Source organism: Flavobacterium algoriphilum (assembly GCF_048158655.1).
GTDB lineage: Bacteria > Bacteroidota > Bacteroidia > Flavobacteriales > Flavobacteriaceae > Flavobacterium > Flavobacterium algoriphilum.
This window is the reverse complement of the sequence record NZ_JBLNKY010000002.1, coordinates 24,567-41,876: the sequence shown is the minus strand read 5'-3', so window position 1 is coordinate 41,876 and position 17,310 is coordinate 24,567. Positions and strand designations below refer to the sequence as shown.

9 protein-coding genes are annotated in these 17,310 nt (G+C 33.7%); all 9 read right to left on the bottom strand.

Features of this window, described 5'->3' with window-relative positions:
• Positions 1-33: 33 nt before the first annotated feature.
• The gene (gene garD, locus ACM55G_RS04930) at positions 34-1,575 is read right to left on the bottom strand and encodes a galactarate dehydratase (RefSeq protein WP_416842811.1); all 1,542 of its coding nucleotides are present in this window, start codon (positions 1,573-1,575) and stop codon (positions 34-36) included.
• Complete coding sequence (locus ACM55G_RS04925; protein ID WP_416842810.1) at positions 1,576-3,009, bottom strand: GntP family permease; 1,434 nt, start codon at positions 3,007-3,009, stop codon at positions 1,576-1,578.
• Positions 3,010-3,251: 242 nt separating this feature from the next.
• Positions 3,252-4,697, bottom strand: coding sequence for an MFS transporter (locus tag ACM55G_RS04920; protein ID WP_416842809.1), 1,446 nt, complete (start codon positions 4,695-4,697; stop codon positions 3,252-3,254).
• Between the two features lie 629 nt (positions 4,698-5,326).
• A complete protein-coding gene (locus ACM55G_RS04915; protein ID WP_416842808.1) occupies positions 5,327-5,602 on the bottom strand; it encodes a DDE-type integrase/transposase/recombinase in 276 nt (91 codons plus the stop codon).
• An 812-nt stretch (positions 5,603-6,414) separates the two neighbouring features.
• On the bottom strand, positions 6,415-8,331 hold the full coding sequence (locus ACM55G_RS04910; RefSeq protein ID WP_416842807.1) for an alpha-amylase family protein: 1,917 nt from the start codon (positions 8,329-8,331) through the stop codon (positions 6,415-6,417).
• 287 nt (positions 8,332-8,618) lie between these two features.
• Positions 8,619-9,374, bottom strand: a complete 756-nt coding sequence (locus tag ACM55G_RS04905; protein ID WP_416842806.1) for an NUDIX hydrolase — start codon at positions 9,372-9,374, stop codon at positions 8,619-8,621.
• 1,035 nt (positions 9,375-10,409) lie between these two features.
• Positions 10,410-12,635 (bottom strand): glycoside hydrolase family 3 N-terminal domain-containing protein, encoded by a 2,226-nt coding sequence (locus tag ACM55G_RS04900; RefSeq protein WP_416842805.1) that lies wholly within the window; start codon positions 12,633-12,635, stop codon positions 10,410-10,412.
• 77 nt (positions 12,636-12,712) lie between these two features.
• Positions 12,713-14,452, bottom strand: a complete 1,740-nt coding sequence (locus ACM55G_RS04895; RefSeq protein WP_416842804.1) for a cellulase family glycosylhydrolase — start codon at positions 14,450-14,452, stop codon at positions 12,713-12,715.
• A 32-nt stretch (positions 14,453-14,484) separates the two neighbouring features.
• Complete coding sequence (locus tag ACM55G_RS04890) at positions 14,485-15,945, bottom strand: glycoside hydrolase family 30 protein (protein ID WP_416842803.1); 1,461 nt, start codon at positions 15,943-15,945, stop codon at positions 14,485-14,487.
• Positions 15,946-17,310 lie beyond the last annotated feature (1,365 nt).

The following is a 17,310-nucleotide window of genomic DNA, read 5'->3' as shown; positions in this document are numbered from 1 at the left end:
GTAAATAATGTTTAAAAAATTTATATTCAATTTCTATGTCAGTGGTCCTGGATTAAACAAAACCAAATCATTGTGCAATCCTAATATATCGCAGGCAACCTTTTTCTTTCCGCTGGCTACATCCAGAATTAAGAAAAATAATTCCCAACCCATTTCCTCAATTGTTTTTTCACCTGATGCTATCTGTCCAGCATCCAAATCAATTAAATCAAACCATCTTTGACTTAATTTAGAATTTGATCCCACTTTAATAACGGGCACCATCGACAAGCCGTAAGGTGTTCCCCTACCCGTCATAAATACATGCATATTCATACCTGATGCCAATTGCAGTGTACCACAAACAAAATCACTGGCGGGTGTTGCAGCAAAAGACAATCCTTTTTTTCGAATTTTTTCACCAGGTCCAAGCACGTCTACTATTGGACTTTTTCCAGATTTTGCAATAGATCCCAACGCTTTTTCTACTATTGTACTCAAACCACCTAATTTGTTACCCGGTGTTGTATTTGCACTTCGATCTACCTGACCTTGCAAAAGGTAATCATCATACCATTTCATTTCATCCAAAAGTGCTCTTCCCACTGTCGGATTTATTGTTCTTGGCACTAATAAATGAATGGCATCCCTAACTTCGGTTACTTCGGAAAACATAACACTTCCGCCCGCTCGAACTATTAAATCTGTAGCAAATCCTGCAGCTGGATTAGCTGTCAAACCTGAAAAGGCATCACTTCCTCCACATTGCATTCCTACAACTAAATCTGAGGCAGGACAAGTTTCTCTTTTACGTTTGTTTAAGCTTTTTAAATGGGTTTCGGCAGTTTTCATAATTCCCTTCACCATATCATTAAATCCATGAAAGGATTCATCTTGCATATAGGTTATACTGGTAATTTCATCAGAATCGTCATTGTTTTTAGGCAAAAGGCTTTCAGGCCTTAATTTTTCACATCCTAATCCTATAATCATTATTCCTCCTCCAAAATTTGGATTTGCTGCAATATTCTTAATAGTCCTAATTGGAACAATTGCTGCAGGTGCATTGATAGCCACACCACATCCATAAGAATGATTGAGTGCTACAACATCATCTACATTTGGATATAGGGGAAGTAATTCTTGTTTAATTTTCTTTACCAGATGTTCGGTTAAACCGGCCACACATTGAACACTGGTGGTGATGCCTAAAACATTCTTGGTTCCTACACTACCGTCTGAATTTCGAAACCCTTCGAAAGTATATCCTTCCAAAGGTTCTACAGCAGGAATACTGTTCTCTGATAAGGAAATAAATTGCAAATCAGGAGGATTCGGCAAGTCCATTTTAGACTCCTCTATCCATTCTCCTTGCTTAACTAATTTATTTGCATATCCAATAGTTTGACCGTATCGGATAATTTCTCCACCTTTATTTATATCGGATAATGCAACTTTATGTCCAGATGGAATATACTGTAACAACTTTATTCCTTCTTGAATTAAAGTTCCTTCAGCCAAACCAAGAGTATTAGCCACAATTCCAACATTATCTAATGGGGTAGTTTTAATTACTATGTTATTTGTTACTTGCATTTAAATAAAAGGTAAAAATTTTGAAAGAATCATAATTAGAATTAAACCTGAAAATCCCATAACCATTGACAGAAAAGAAAAATGACGAATCGTTTCCTTTTCTTCCATCGCACACATTTCGGTAACAATCCAGAAAGCGCTGTCATTCATCCAAGTGAATATTTTAGAACCACATCCTATAGCCAAGGCTACATAAACTGGATTAAATTCCAGACCTGTGCTACTAATACCACTCATAACTCCTGCAGCTGTTACCATCGCAACCATTGCTGAACCTTGTACCGTTCGAACTGCAGCCGTTATAAAAAATGCTAAAGGCAAAACAGCCATCTGATAACTTGCTGCCAAACCACCTAAACTAATTCCGATTCCTGTCTGCTCCAGCATCTTACCAAATACACCTCCTGAAGTGGTTATCAGGATAATCACTCCGGCACTACTTATAGACTCGGTGATTACTTTTTGAAAACTCTTAGTATCCTTCAGCCTTGACCATAATAAAAATACCGCTATTGCTGCAGAAATTGCCAATGCAATATTAGGATCCCCTAAAATAGCAAAAGCCGAATTCCAGTACTTTTCAAACGAACTCAAACTGGCTTGATCTACTTTGCTTGACATTTCAGAAAAAGTATTGACCGTAATTAAAACTAAGGGCAGTATGACCGGCATAACAGAAATCCATAAACCTGGCAATTCTGAATTGTCTTTTTCAGCTAAACTTTTCAGATCATCAATACTGATATCTGGAGTATCCCGCATCGGTAAATTCCATCTTTTATTAGCCCAAAGTGCATAAACATACCCACATAAACTAGTGAATATCCCAACAAAGAACCCTCCCATTATCATGGTTCCGGTATCAATACCTAAGGCTTGAGCAACAAACAATGGCCCTGCAGCTGGCGGAACCAAGGAATGCGCCATAACTCCACCGGCAATAACCATCATTAAATAAAGACTGTATTTTTTAGGACTGTGGATTCCTAAACTTTTTATCAAAGGCAACATCAGATAAAAAACAGTTTGAAAGAATACTGGAATTGCCAATAAAAAACTACCGCACATTAAAGCCAATGAAGCATTCTTTTTTCCAAACAATCCCAAGAAACTGCGCACAATGCGTTCAGCACCGCCACTTTTCATCAAACAAGCTCCAATAATAGAACCTAGAGCGATTAAAATCCCTATTTTCCCACTAGTATTCCCAAAGGCGTCCGCTAATCGTTTTCCAATCCCCTCGTTTGACAACGACTGCGAATCTTGAATTGACATTCCTTTATGAATTGCATATTCATAAATAAGATCTGAAGAAGTTAACAAACCGGTAATTAAGGCTGCGAGTAACAAAGAAATAACAGCATGTAGCTTTAATACGATGATGCAAAAAAGGACTACTAAAGTTCCTGTTAAAATGATAAAAATCGGATCCATATAATAATTTAATTACTTTATTTATCTAAATTTAATTTGTTCTGTGAGATTCTATTTTATTGGAAATTTGGTTTTATTGAAAATTATTGCTGTTCAAATTTTTATTTCAATCCATTGAGTTGAATCGAAAATAAGCCGCTTTTCTCTATATATAAAGTATGGATTTAAACCTCAGAATAGTACCCAATTGGCATAATCTAAGTTTTCAATCAGCAAAAAAGCGGCTTATTAACTAAGTTATATTACAAATCCGTAATTGGAGCATATTTAGGAACTAGTGATTTCATTACAATCCAACCTGTTAAGTAACAAACCGCACAAATGGAGAAAATGATAAAATATCCAGCTTCAATCCCTTGAAAACCCATAAAATCCATATTAGTTTCTTTGGAATAATCAAATAACAGTCCTGAACCTTTATTGATCATAGTAGAGCCTATACCTCCAGCTAAACCACCAATACCAGTAATGGTAGCGATTGCTTTTTTAGGGAACATATCTCCAACTGTTGTAAAGATATTTGCCGACCAAGCTTGGTGAGCTGCACCTGAAATACCAATTATAATTACTGGCAACCAATAGCTAATATATCCCAAAGGTTGTGCTATTAAGGCTAATAATGGGAAGAATGCAAAAATTAACATGGCTCTCATTCTACCTTCATAGGGATTCATCCCTTTCTTTTCTACAAAATAAGTTGGCAACCAACCTCCAATGATGGAAAGTAAAGTAATCATGTATAGAACAAATAATGGCAAAGCAGCTTCTGTAGAATCCATTCCGTAAACCGAGCTTAAATAAGCAGGAGTCCAGAATAAAAAAAACCACCACACACCATCTGTCATAAACTTACCAAAAGCGAAAGCCCAAGTTTGTTTGTACTTAAGACAATCCATAAGAGATACTTTGGTAGCAGTTTCGGGCACGTAGCCTTCTAGTTTACTATCGGCAATATCATCTTGCTGGATATATTCTAATTCAGCAGCACTAACTTTTGTATGGTTTTCAGGTTTATCATACATAAAAACCCAAAATCCCATCCAAACAAAACCTAAGGCCCCAATAATAATAAATGCCATTTCCCAACCAAAAGATTTTGCAATAAATGGAATAGAAATTGGAGCAGCCAATGCACCAACAGTTGCACCAGCATTAAAGATACTGGTAGAGAATGCTCTATCTTTTTTAGGAAAATATTCCGCTGTAGTTTTAATAGCGGCAGGAAAATTTCCAGCCTCACCTACTGCCAAAACAAAACGAGCAAAAATAAATAAGGTAACACTCACGTTAATTACCATCCCGGTATCATTTACATTACGAATTGCTTCTTTCGCACCTTCAAATCCAACAAACCATTCGCCTGTTATTATCCCTGCTGTTGCTACACCGCAAAATGCATGTAAACAAGCTCCTATAGACCATATTCCAATAGCCCAAAGAAATCCTTTTTTGGTATCTAACCAATCCACAAATCTTCCTGCAAACAATAAAGAGACAGCATAAAATATTGAAAATAAGGCCGTAATATTTCCATAATCATTGTTAGTCCAGTGGAATTCAGGCGCAATAAAATCGCTCCATGTTAAAGATAGCACTTGTCTGTCCAAGTAATTGATGGTAGTTGCAAAAAAAAGCAAACCACAAATTGACCAACGGTAATTACCAATACCTTTATTTGTTTCGTTCATAGCTTCAATTTATAGAAAGTTAAATATTAAATTACTTTTGATTACACCTACATCTTTTAAAAAGTTGCAATAAAATCCAACTTTATATTAAAAATAAAATACTTCACTTAAAATTAATCTATTAGTCGTTTTAGCAAGAAATCTAAATTGAAATAGTAAACAATGTAATCGATTACACAAATATACTTTTTAATATTTATATTCCAACCCTTTTAAATAAAAATTTAAATTTGTAACATAAATAAACATATAAAACAAAAAAACCATTATAAATTAAACATTTTAGAAAGTAAATCATTATTGTCCGATAAATTAGCTTGTTATTTTACTCTTCTTGTGAGAATTCGATAATCGAAAAAAAAATTTGGAACAAGTACACTTCAAATACAACTTTTAAATCATTGTCTAAAAGGCAAAGTTGTTCATTCCTGACTTTATCAATTCTCATTCATTTTCAGGGTGGATATGCAAATGAAAACTGCAAATTAAGTGAAGCTACATTTTTATAATTAATTTGATTGTTAAATTCTTCAATAGTTGCATAATTCAAAGCAGAGTCTCTCAAATTTCAATGTATTCAATGACTTCAAGTTTCATTTGTTCTTTAGAAATCAGCTTGTTTCCATAAATTATTCAGTTTTTAAGGATTTAAAAAAGCTTTCTGCTACTGCATTGTCCCAATAATTTCCTTTGCGACTCATACTACGGGTTATTTTTTTATAGGAATCAAGAACATTTACAAACTTTTTGCTTGTATATTGAACACCTCTGCCGGAATGAAAAACTAAACCTTCATTAATATTTTGGTTTTTAACCGCTATTTTCAAAGCTCCAAGCGTAGTTTCATCTCTACTCATTCCATCGCTCAAACTCCAACCTATAATTTTTCGGTCATATAAATACATAATATTTGTCAGGTATACGAATCCCTCTTTGGTTTGGATGTAAGTAATATCCGAAACCTAAGCTTTTGAGGGTATTTTACAGAAAACGCTCTGTTTAATATGTTTTTGACGATTAAATAATTATGATTTGAGTTGTTTGTTAATTTGAATTTTATGCTTGATTTACTTCGTAAGCCTAGCTGTTTCATATATTTTGCTACAGTAATTTGCTTCGCCTATTCGAGCAAAGCTCTCGGGTCTTGAAATTTTATAACCAATACTACAAAGTTCTAATGTATAAGGCTAAGATGTATTTCATAAATTTCTATATGTTAAATTGTAAATATTAATTTTTCAAAATATACAATCTTCTCGTTAAACCGTTTGGAATAAAATTTGACAGCGTATGATTATTTTTTCTCACTTCAAGTTTACCCTAATAATAATTAGATTTGGAAAACTACATCTCTAAATGTGAATTCCAAACAGTCATTTTACTTGCCGTGGATTCCCCCAAGCAATTAAGTTAAGCCACATTTTCCCGTTATCTTTCCATACTCGAATCGTTGAGGAATTACTTCCCCAACAAACCCTTATGTCGGGTCATAAAAAACTCCATTATTTCTAACGGAGTTCTTTTAAAAAAAAAATTGATGCTTTTATAATTTAAGACTAACACGGGGCTTAGTATTGCTTCAAACTCTTGCTCCAAAACATTTTTTTCGTTGAAATTATACTGGAGCCAAAGGTTTATAACAACTCATAAATAGTTAATTTACGAATTCTAATCTTTATTTAATTTTAAAATTTTACTAAGCGCCTAAAAATGTTTATTATTCTCTAAGCCATAATACATCATAAGCACTTATAAAGTTTTTTTGTTGAATATCCATTTCTCTTTTAGTCAGTAAATTGAATAATTTATTTCCGCTCCAATTGGCAAATAAATTACTTTCGAAAAAAGTATCAAATCCGGAGAAATTTGCAATAACATAAACAACATCCCTATGATCTGTTTTTTTATACACTAACAAATGCGTATTTTCATAATCAATATATTCTAAGTCATTAGTATCGGCAAAAGCAGGGGTTTGTTTCCTGATTTCAATTAACTGTTTTAATTTATTGTAGACCTGAGCTTCTGCCGATGGAGTATCTTTTATGTTTTCGACCAAACTCCAGTTCATTTTAGATCGGTGCAACCAACGGTTATCGTATTTTTTACTTTCATCATTTAAGTACTCATAATTATTTGGCAAGGCAACCTCATCACCGCTATAAATCATTGGCAAACCACCTAAAGACAAAATAATGGCATGCTGTAAATTAATTCGTTTTATAGCTAGTTGAATTTCTTTTTCATTATTTTCTTTCAGTGCTTTTTCAAAACCGCATAAAGCCGCCATAGAACCTGAAATACGTGCCTTACCCGTTTCATGCTCTATCATAAAGCGTTGTCCAAGTGAAAAACTGCCATTAAAACCATCACAATAATGCTTTAAAATATACAGCCGATGTTGCAAACTATCCAGTCCAAGTTCAGTCACTAATTGATCATCAAATCCCAATCCTATGTCATCATGACAACGGGCATAATTTATCCATGTTGTATTTCTTGGTTTCTTAGGAACCGCATTCATTGATTTTTTAAGTAAACTAGTATTTCGTGTAGCCAAAGCTTCCCAACTTAAAGCCATAAAATTAGCATTATAAGCAATGTCGCATTCATTACCTTGAGCCAATCCTTCCCCAAAATATTTTATAATTTCTTCAGGAGCCACTATCGCTTCAGCAATATAACCCACACCCGGAGCTACAATTTGACCAGACAATTTAAAGAGTTGTAACAAAAGATGAACTTCTGGCAGGTTTTGATTAAATTTCCCTATTTCCTTCCACATGAAAGCCACTGCATCTAACCGAAAAATATCAATTCCTTTATTCGACCAGTATAAAATCGTGTCAATCATTTCTACTAAAACCATTGGATTCTTGTAATTCAAATCCCATTGATAGCCATAAAACAAGGTCATCACCCATTGATCACTCTCCGGTAAGTAAGTGAAATTACCCGGCGAAGTATCCGGAAAGATTTCAATCATCGTCTGTTCATAAGCATTCGGCAAATTCCTGTCAGGAAAAAAATAAAAAAAATCTTTGTATTTAGGATTACCTTTACGAGCTTCAACTGCCCATTGATGCTGGTCTGCACAATGATTAAGTACAAAATCCATAATTAAATTCATGTCGTTTTTTTGAAACTCTTTTACCAAAGCTTCAAAATCCTTCATAGTTCCAAATTTAGGATTCACTTCACGATAATTGCGGACCGCATAACCACCGTCGTTTTCAAATTCTGGCACATCCAAAAAAGGCATAAGATGCACAGTATTAATTCCCAAATCCCTGAGGTAAGGAATTTTATCTTTCAATCCATTGAAATCAGTATTAAAAAGATCCACATACAACATCATTCCAACAATTTTCTCGCTGGAATACCAGTTTGGATTAGATACACGTTTCAAATCACGTGCCTTTTGTAATGCAGAACGTTCTTCAAAATTCTTGACTAGAGACTGCATTAGTAATCCAAACGCCTCCTCTTTATAGGGACTATTAGCGTATAATTTTTGATATAAGTCACTAATAATTGGAAAATTTGCTCCAAATCTTATATGGAAATTCTTATCATCGATTTTTACATCTTCCAAGAAAATATTCAATTTTGATAACTTTTCAGCCTGTTGCATATTTTTATAAATTTTTTACCTATTTATCATTTTTTTTACTAAAATAATAGGAAATATTATTTCAAATATAAATTATTTTAAACATAATAAAAAATTACATGGAAAAAAAATACATTGAGAACAATCATTTATTACCAAAAATAATTACCCATTATACATTATCCTTTTTAAGCATAAAGGCCGCCCTATTGGACAGCCCTTACTTTTTATTATTCTTTAAAATTGGTTCCTTGAATATTTTTAATTCCACGCTTTGACTCTGCTGAATCAATCATTGAATACAAAAATCACCAACCCTGATGCAAACCATTCCTAACGACTTCGTTGTATCTTTCTTGGTCGAAACTATATAAATTAGGCGCTTTATGCGCAACATTACTTTTCTTTTCATCTAGTTTTGTCAATATTCCGATAGCCGTTATTTTGCGAAGAAAATTTCTGCGATCAAGCTTTCTACCCAAAATAGTTTCATATAATTTTTGTAGTTGAGGAATGGTGAATTTTTCAGGAAGTAAATTATAACCTACTGGCATTAAATTCAATTCCATGCGAACTGTTTCTAATGCTTTTTCCAAAATTTCCTTATGATCTAAAATCAAATCCGGTACTGCATGATGGTCTATCCACTCCACAATTTCATCTTTACCTTCCGGTTGAGGGACTGCTTGTAAAAAATCGACCAAAGCATAGTAACCAACAGTTACAAAACGATTTGTATACCACTTTCCCTCATCTAAAGGTATTCCGTAAAAGTTTAAAACTCGGTTACTAAAATCAATGCTATTTCTTTTAACGGCTCCAAATGTAGCAAATTGTCTCAGGAAAATTCCCTTTAACCCTGTTCTGCCATACAACACGCTAACAGCTGCATCATCGATATCTTCATCAACAGGCACAAAACCGCCCGGCAAAGCCCATTCATGGCTGTGTTTTGTTTTTATCAATAAAACTTTGAGCTGGTTATCCTGAAATCCGAAAATCACACAATCTATTGATAAACCTGGCTGATAATCATCCCTGTTATCTAAAATGTTTTTTAACATGTGATTATTTTTATAGTTAAATTTTTAAATACTTTAAAGCTCAATTTAGCTCAATTTTTTTTAAGAAAATAAATGAAATACCTAATTTTCAAAATTCATCTTTAATTACTTTAGGATTAAAATAAAAGAAATGATTTGAACAAAGAAAACAAACCTATTTAATAATAAAACATATTTTCAAAAGAAATTAACTAAAAAAGAACATTTATAAAAAAAATACGAAAATTTCATGCGAAATACATAGGGAATCAAAAAAATATACACATTAGGTCAAAACAACACAATTCTTTTGAAGTAATATAAATTACCCGAAAAAATCAAATTAAAGATTATAAAAATAATTTCAAATACTATTTTGGAGTAGCATTTTCAGCTCAATCGAATGGCCAAAGTGTAAATTATAGAGGAACGCAAAAATCACATTGGAAGAAACAGATGTGTTCTGGAGAACATCATGGACTAAAGATCAGAGAAAAGCGGTTATATGTTTAGAAGCTATATTAACAGATACGCCAAAATTATTATTATTTGTTATCTGTAATTAAATTCAGACAAGAAAATCTAAACGCTACTGGAAGAATCAAATTAAGAATTAGAAAATTGGCTATTAAAAAGTAGTAAACAGAATTTAAAAGAGGTTATATCATAAGACAAACCTCTTTTTTAAACTCCCTCTTTCTCAAATTTGCTGTCCTAATTTAATACCATAACTACAAGTTCTTTTAGGAGAATTGATTTAGAGTCAATACTTTTAATTTTTATTTACATCAATTTCAATATCTCTGCACAAGTAAATAAATTAAAAAATACCGCTTCAAATATATTAATTTTTGGCTATAAAGCCTTTATCTTTATTAAAATATAAGAGGTTTCCCTGTATATTAACACAAAACCCAAAGGTTTAAAATAAAAATTCAAATTCAGATCATCAAATTTCTTAACAAAAAAGAATGATTTTACAAATAACATTTTCTTTTTTATTCTTATCTCTTTCCAAAAAACTTTCTAAACAAGACATTCCTTTTTTAATAATTATTATTTCACCAGTTCAAAAGTACCTCTCAAACGAATATCCGCAGAAGACGACCCAATCATTAAATCAAAATCTCCAGGCTCAGTACCCCATTGCAATCCTGCATTGTAAAAAGATAGTTTTTCTTTGTCAATACTAAATTTTATAATTTTAGTTTCCCCAGCATTCAGTTCAATCTTTTGAAAATCTTTAAGTTCAATAATTGGTCTTACTACTGACCCCACTTTGTCTCTTAAGTACAACTGAACTACTTCTTCTCCTGTTACTTTTCCTGAATTGGTTACATTTAATGAGACTTCTATCTTTTCAGTATTTTTAATTTTATTTTTGGACAACTTCAAATTCGAATATTCAAAAGAAGTATAACTCAAACCGTATCCAAAAGGAAATCTAGAATTATTTTTTAAGTCGGTATAGGCCGAAACATAATTGGATTCCGTTTCGTTTTTAGCTGGTCTGCCGGTATTAAAATGATTGTAATAGATGGGAATCTGCCCTTCTTCCCTAGGGAAAGACATTGGTAATTTCCCTGAAGGATTGTAATCGCCAAACAAAACATCGGCAATAGCATTTCCCGCTTCGCTTCCCAACCACCAGGTATACAAAATCGCAGGGAGATTGTCAGCGGTCCAATTAAAAACAAGCGGTCTTCCTGCATTGATTAAAACCACAACCGGTTTTCCTGTAACTTGAATCGCTTTTATCAAATCTTCCTGAACGCCAGGTAAACGAAGATTACTGCGGCTTTTAGCTTCACCGCTCATATCTCTTCGTTCTCCAATACTTAAAATCACTACATCAGCTTGATTCGCAACAGCTATTGCTTCGGCAAAACCATCTTTGTTATCGCCTTCAATTTCACAACCTTTGGCGTAAAGCAACTCAGCGGTATTCCCAATCTTATTTTGCAAACCTTCCCATTGTGAAATAACGTGTTTGTCATAATCCACTTCTGGCAATTCTACTGACCAAAAACCCATATTTTGCTTGTGTTCTTTAACCAAAGGTCCAATAAAAGCGATCTTTTTTATGTTTTTGGAAAGCGGTAAAATGTTTTTTTCATTTTTCAATAACACGATACTTTTTGCAGCAATATCCCTTGCTGCTTTTCGGTGTTGTGGATTGTTCAACGCTGCTTGTTCTCTTTCCGGATTAGAGTATTTATATGGATTATCAAATAGTCCTAACTCGAATTTCTTGCGTAAAATTCTTTTTACGGCATCATCAATCAAGGCAATTGGCACTTTATTTTCTTTAACCAACTCCGCTAAATGATATCGATACGCATTGCTTTCCATATCCATATCACTCCCTGCAATTATAGCTTGTAATGCGGCTTCTTTTCTGTCTTTTGAAAATCCGTGATTGACCATTTCTCCTATCGAACCCCAATCGGAAACTATAAAACCTTGAAAGTTCCATTTTCCTTTTAGAATATCTCTTTGCAGGTATTTATTTCCTGTTGCAGGAATTCCATTTATATCATTAAACGAATTCATAAAGGTGGCGGCTCCAGCATCTAAAGCTGCTTTAAAAGGAGGCAAATACGTTTCCCAAAGCATTCTTTCACTCATATCAACCGAGTTATAATCTCTTCCGCCAACAGCCGCTCCATAAGCCGCAAAATGCTTAACACAAGCCATCACGCTATTGACATCTCCCAATTTCCCTTGAAATCCTTTCACTCTTGCATAAGCAATTCTCGAACCTAAATAGGTATCTTCTCCAGCACCTTCCATTACACGTCCCCAACGAGGATCACGCGCAATATCCACCATGGGCGCAAATGTCCAATGGATTCCACTTGCAGCCGCTTCTGTTGCAGCAATTCTTGCTGAAAGTTCCATCGCATCTAAATCCCAACTTGCAGCTTCAGCTAGTGGAATTGGAAAAGTAGTTTTATATCCATGAATAACATCCTGACCAAAGAGTAAAGGGATCTTTAATCGGGATTGCATCGCTAATTCTTGGTATTGTCTCGTGTATTGCGTTCCCAAAACATTCAACATAGAACCAATTAAACCTGCTTTAATTTCGGATTGTTTATTAGGATTTATGGTTATCGGTCCGGTAGCAGCATTGTCCCCAGTATATTGATTAAGCTGCCCTATTTTCTCTTCGAGGGTCATTCGCTTTAGCAAAGCATCCACTTTTTGGTCAATCGTTTTTTGTTGAGAAAACGCAATAAAGCAGGTCAACAAAAGTGTTGTGATTACTATTTTTTTCATTTCTAAAGGCTGTATTATTTTATAATCAAATTCATTTATTCTATAATCCAAAGATTAGGGAATGGGATTTTATTTTTTTACTCGTTTGTGTTCTTGAATTCTAAAAAGTTTAAATTGAAATTTCCTTTTTCGAAATAGACTCTGATTTTATTCGTTCCTTGTCTTAAAACCACATTTTTTAAAGTTACTGTTTGCCAATTATTTATCCCTCCAGAAGATGGAACGGCAATAGTTTCAGAAATTTTATCGTTTTCATCTTTAAGAAAAAGCTTTCCTCCCGCCACCTCACTCGAATACCGAATAGCAACATCAAAAGTAGTTTTGGTTTTTACCTCAACTGTGTATTGCAACCATTCACCATTTTCAATAAAGGCTACATGAAACCCATTCGTGATTTTATCATTACAAGACTGAATGTCAACACCATCATTTCTCATGGCATCACCTTTGTTCCATTTGGTAAATTTAGTCCCGTCATAATTGGCGACATCTTTATCAAAATAAGCGAATCCGTTTTGACCTAAATCATATTCTGTCGCAAATACTTTTCCGGGCAAAGTATGATTTTTGTATTTTTTAGTATCGGTTGTTTGTACTTGTCTGAACATCGCATCGATTACATCGTATCTGATAGTCAGTTTTTTCATTTTGTAATTTTCGGCAGTTTGCATTAATGCTTTTTTTGCAAAAGCTACTGTTGGTTTTTTTCCTCCGTTTGCCCAATATTGCAATAATTGCTCGTATTCCGGTGTTTTTGTAACGGAAGTAACTCCTGCTAGATTTTCAATTTTTTTCATTGGCCAAAAAGCCCAGCCAATAGTATTTGATTCCATTAAAGCGATTGCTTCCTTAAACCACACATTAGAGTTCTCACCACTTTCACCCAACCAAATTGGGATATTATATTGGGTTCTAAAATTCAACATATTTTGTATGGAAGCTACATCATTATCATTCCAGTATTTGTGAAAACTTAACGCCATATTATCGTCCCAAAGCGGAAACATACCATTGTAATTATTTCCCCAGCAATTTCCTTCTATGAAAATTAAATGATTGGTATCGACTTCTCTTATAGTTTTTGTAATTTTAACTTGCAACGCTCGTAGAGGCGCGTTAGACTTTTCATCACATCCATTTTGATTCGTTCCTGTGAAATTCCAATTGGGTTCATTGATGATATCATAGGCTCCAATCCACGGATTGTCTTTGTAACGTAAAGCCAACTTTTTCCAAAGCGCCACCATTTTATCCTGATTCTCTGTACTCTCCCATAGTGATGGTTTTGAATCATCATAATCGGATATATTAGCATCTTTTCCCTGACCTCCGGGAGCTGCATGTAAATCTAAAATCAAATATATTTTATTGGCAGCACACCATTTCAATAAATTATCTGTCATTTTAAAACCTTCTTCAAGCCATGTATCCTGCCCTGAAACGGTTTCTTTTTCAATAGGCAATGTATACAAATTGAAATGCATGGGCAATCGAATGGAGTTGAACCCCCAAGCCGCCAGTGAATCTATATCTCTTTTTGTAATTCCGTTTGCTTTATAGGCCTCGTAAAAATTTTTAGTGTTTTTGGCACCAATTAGATCCGTAATTTTCTGTTTTATTGCATGTTGCGAACCTGCAAACGAACCAGTTTGCAGCATGTATCCTTCCTGAACCATCCATCCGCCTAATCCCAAACCGCGCAATACAACGTTTTGCCCATTTCCATCGACAATTTTCTGTCCATTTCGATGTAAAAATCCTTGTCCGAAGGAGGAAACTGATAGGAAACTAAAAACTATTAAAACTATATTTTTCATAACGTGGGTTTTAAAACAAACCGTTCTGGAATTTAATAAACTAATGTTTGAATCCCATGTGCAGGAATTACTACCACTATTTTTTCTGAAGCTATGATTAAATTATACGTTACTTTTTTATCGCTTTTGTTCATCACTACAGTAACCATTTTTCCGTTTGTATTAAGAAATGAAGTACTTAACAAAGTACTTCTGCTTACTGCGGTACTTACTCTTTTAGCATCAGGACGAATGAATTTCGAAAAGTGACCTATATAATAATAACTCGGAGTATAAATTAATTCTCCTGAATTGGTATCTGCATGAATTGGTGCAAAGCAAAAATTTCCTACGTGATTTGGACCTCCGTTTTGGTCTAAAAGAATGTTCCAATCCGTCCACCCCACAGTCCCATTATTGAAATCATTAATCATAGCAATCCCGTAACGTTCGCCATTTGCCCAAAATTGGTATTTTTCGGCATCAAATCTTTCAACACACCCTTCTGTGAACAATAAATTTTTAGTTGGATATGCTTCATGAACCTTATTAACATTATCAAACATTGGTACTCCGCCTGTCCAATTTTCGTACCAATGAAACCCCATTCCCCAAGCATATTTTGAAGCTTCTGGGTCAGAAAAAATAACATTTGCTCTTTGATTCATCAAATCACGGTTGTGATCCCAAACAACAATTTTTTTATCTCCTAAACCTTCTTTTTTCATTGTTGGTCCTAGAAAATTCTTCAAGAAATCTCTTTCGGCTTCAGCAGTATAGACACAAGACTCCCAAGTTTGAGTGGCCATAGGTTCATTTTGGATAGTAAGTCCCCAAATAGGCATTCCTTCTTTTTCATAGGCTTTAACAAATTTTACATAATAATTTGCCCAAGCTTGGTAATACTCTGGCAATAATACCCCTCCTTTTAGCATACTCTTGTTACTTTTCATAAAAGCTGGAGGACTCCAAGGTGAAACATACATGGTTAATTTCCCCCCTGCTGTTTTAATAGCTTCCTTAAGCATTGGGATGCGATATTGTCTGTCGTGGTCAACATTAAAAGTCTTCAAAGCTGCATCGCCATCTTTGATGTAAGTATAACTTCCACTACTAAAATCAGAACTATGAATTGTAGTTCTTAATAAAGAATAACCAATTCCTTTTTCTTTATCATAATAAGCATTTAAAAGTTCTTGTTGCTTGTCTTTGGTCAATTTTGCAAAAACCTCAGCACTTGCATCTGTGATTGCACCTCCAATTCCCATGAAGGTTTGAAACGTTTTTTTAGGCTCTACAAAAACCGACACTTCGTATTCCAGAGGTTGTTTTGAAGCAGTAAAAGTTAATTTGTCTGTTTGTGTCAGTCTTGATTTTGTACTGTCAGCTGTAGTGTAAACGATAACTGTTTTATCTTTTGTTGAAAAAGGCTTCGATTGTATTTTACTTTTCTGCTGAGCAAGAGCTAAAAAAGACACTGCTAAAAGTGCTACTGTTGTTGCTGTTATTTTCATGATTATATTATGTGTTTATATTATTTTTACCAACTATATGTTTCTACCGAACCTACATCTAATGAAGTTGTAACCCATTTCCGCTCACATTAACATCTTGTGCAGGTGCATAAACTGAGAATAGATAAAAAAATTTGTAAATTTCATATTTATAAATTTTTTGGTTAATTAATTAGTGCTTTTCAGCAATATTACGTTTATTTTTTCTATATTCTGATTTATATTTCCATACAAAAACACATCACAATCATTTTTATTACTTGACAAAAACACATCAAAATATTAATAAATAATTTATGTTTTATTTTTAGTGTTGCAAAAACATTAATTTTTAAAAAACCACTACATTTATAAAAATAGGGGCAGTGGCTTCATTTATCAAAATTTGACCAAAAAAATATTGCTTCTTATTATTTCATGAGTAGAAACTAAAGTCTTTTTAAATAATAATAATAATCAATTCATTACATTTAGAATTTAATAATGAAATTTACAAAATTCAATCTTCTAATTTTATTAGTAACCACGACACTCTTTTGTCAGGTTAAAAACATTGGCCTTCCTGATATTCAGAATTATAAAAGATCCGATTATAAAGGAGGTACTCAAAATTGGGATATTGACCAGGACCTAAACGGCAAGTTATATTTTGCTAACAACAATCGTCTGTTTCAATTTGACGGTTCCTCATGGCGGAAATATAATATTCCAAACTCCACAGCTGTAAGCGTGTAAAAATTGATAATTCCGGAAAAATTTTCGTGGGAGGATACAGTTAATTTGGCTATTTTAAACCCAATTCAAAAGGGAAACCGGTTTATTTTTCTTTATAATTTTTCAATCATTTGAAAGAACTTATATCTTTAAGGATCACAAAATTAAAATTACTGAAGCACCAAAAAAATTACAGTTCTCCTTTCACGTAAAAAACCACCTCTATATTCAAGACATTTTAATGAGAATATTGGAATACAAGAAAGGAAAATTATTCCAGTTAAAAAACACTGCCATTATAAATAATACAGAAATCTGGGGTATCTTTCCCATGCCTGAAAACAAGTTGCTGGTTGCTACTTCGAACAAAGGGCTTTTTATATAAGGCAATGAAAAAATAATTCCTTGGGATACCGAAGCAAATGTTTTCATCAAAAAGAATAGTTCTCTTGGCGATGTCGCTATAAAAGATAAATTCATTGTCCTCAATTCTGTTTTAGACGGCATCATCATCTGCGATTTAAACGGGAAAATTATCCAACATATTAATCGCGCAAAAGGACTTCAGAACAACACCGTGCTATCTTCTTTTATTGACATTAACAATAATCTTTGGCTGGGGCTTGATATGGGGTTATATTTGTCAATGAA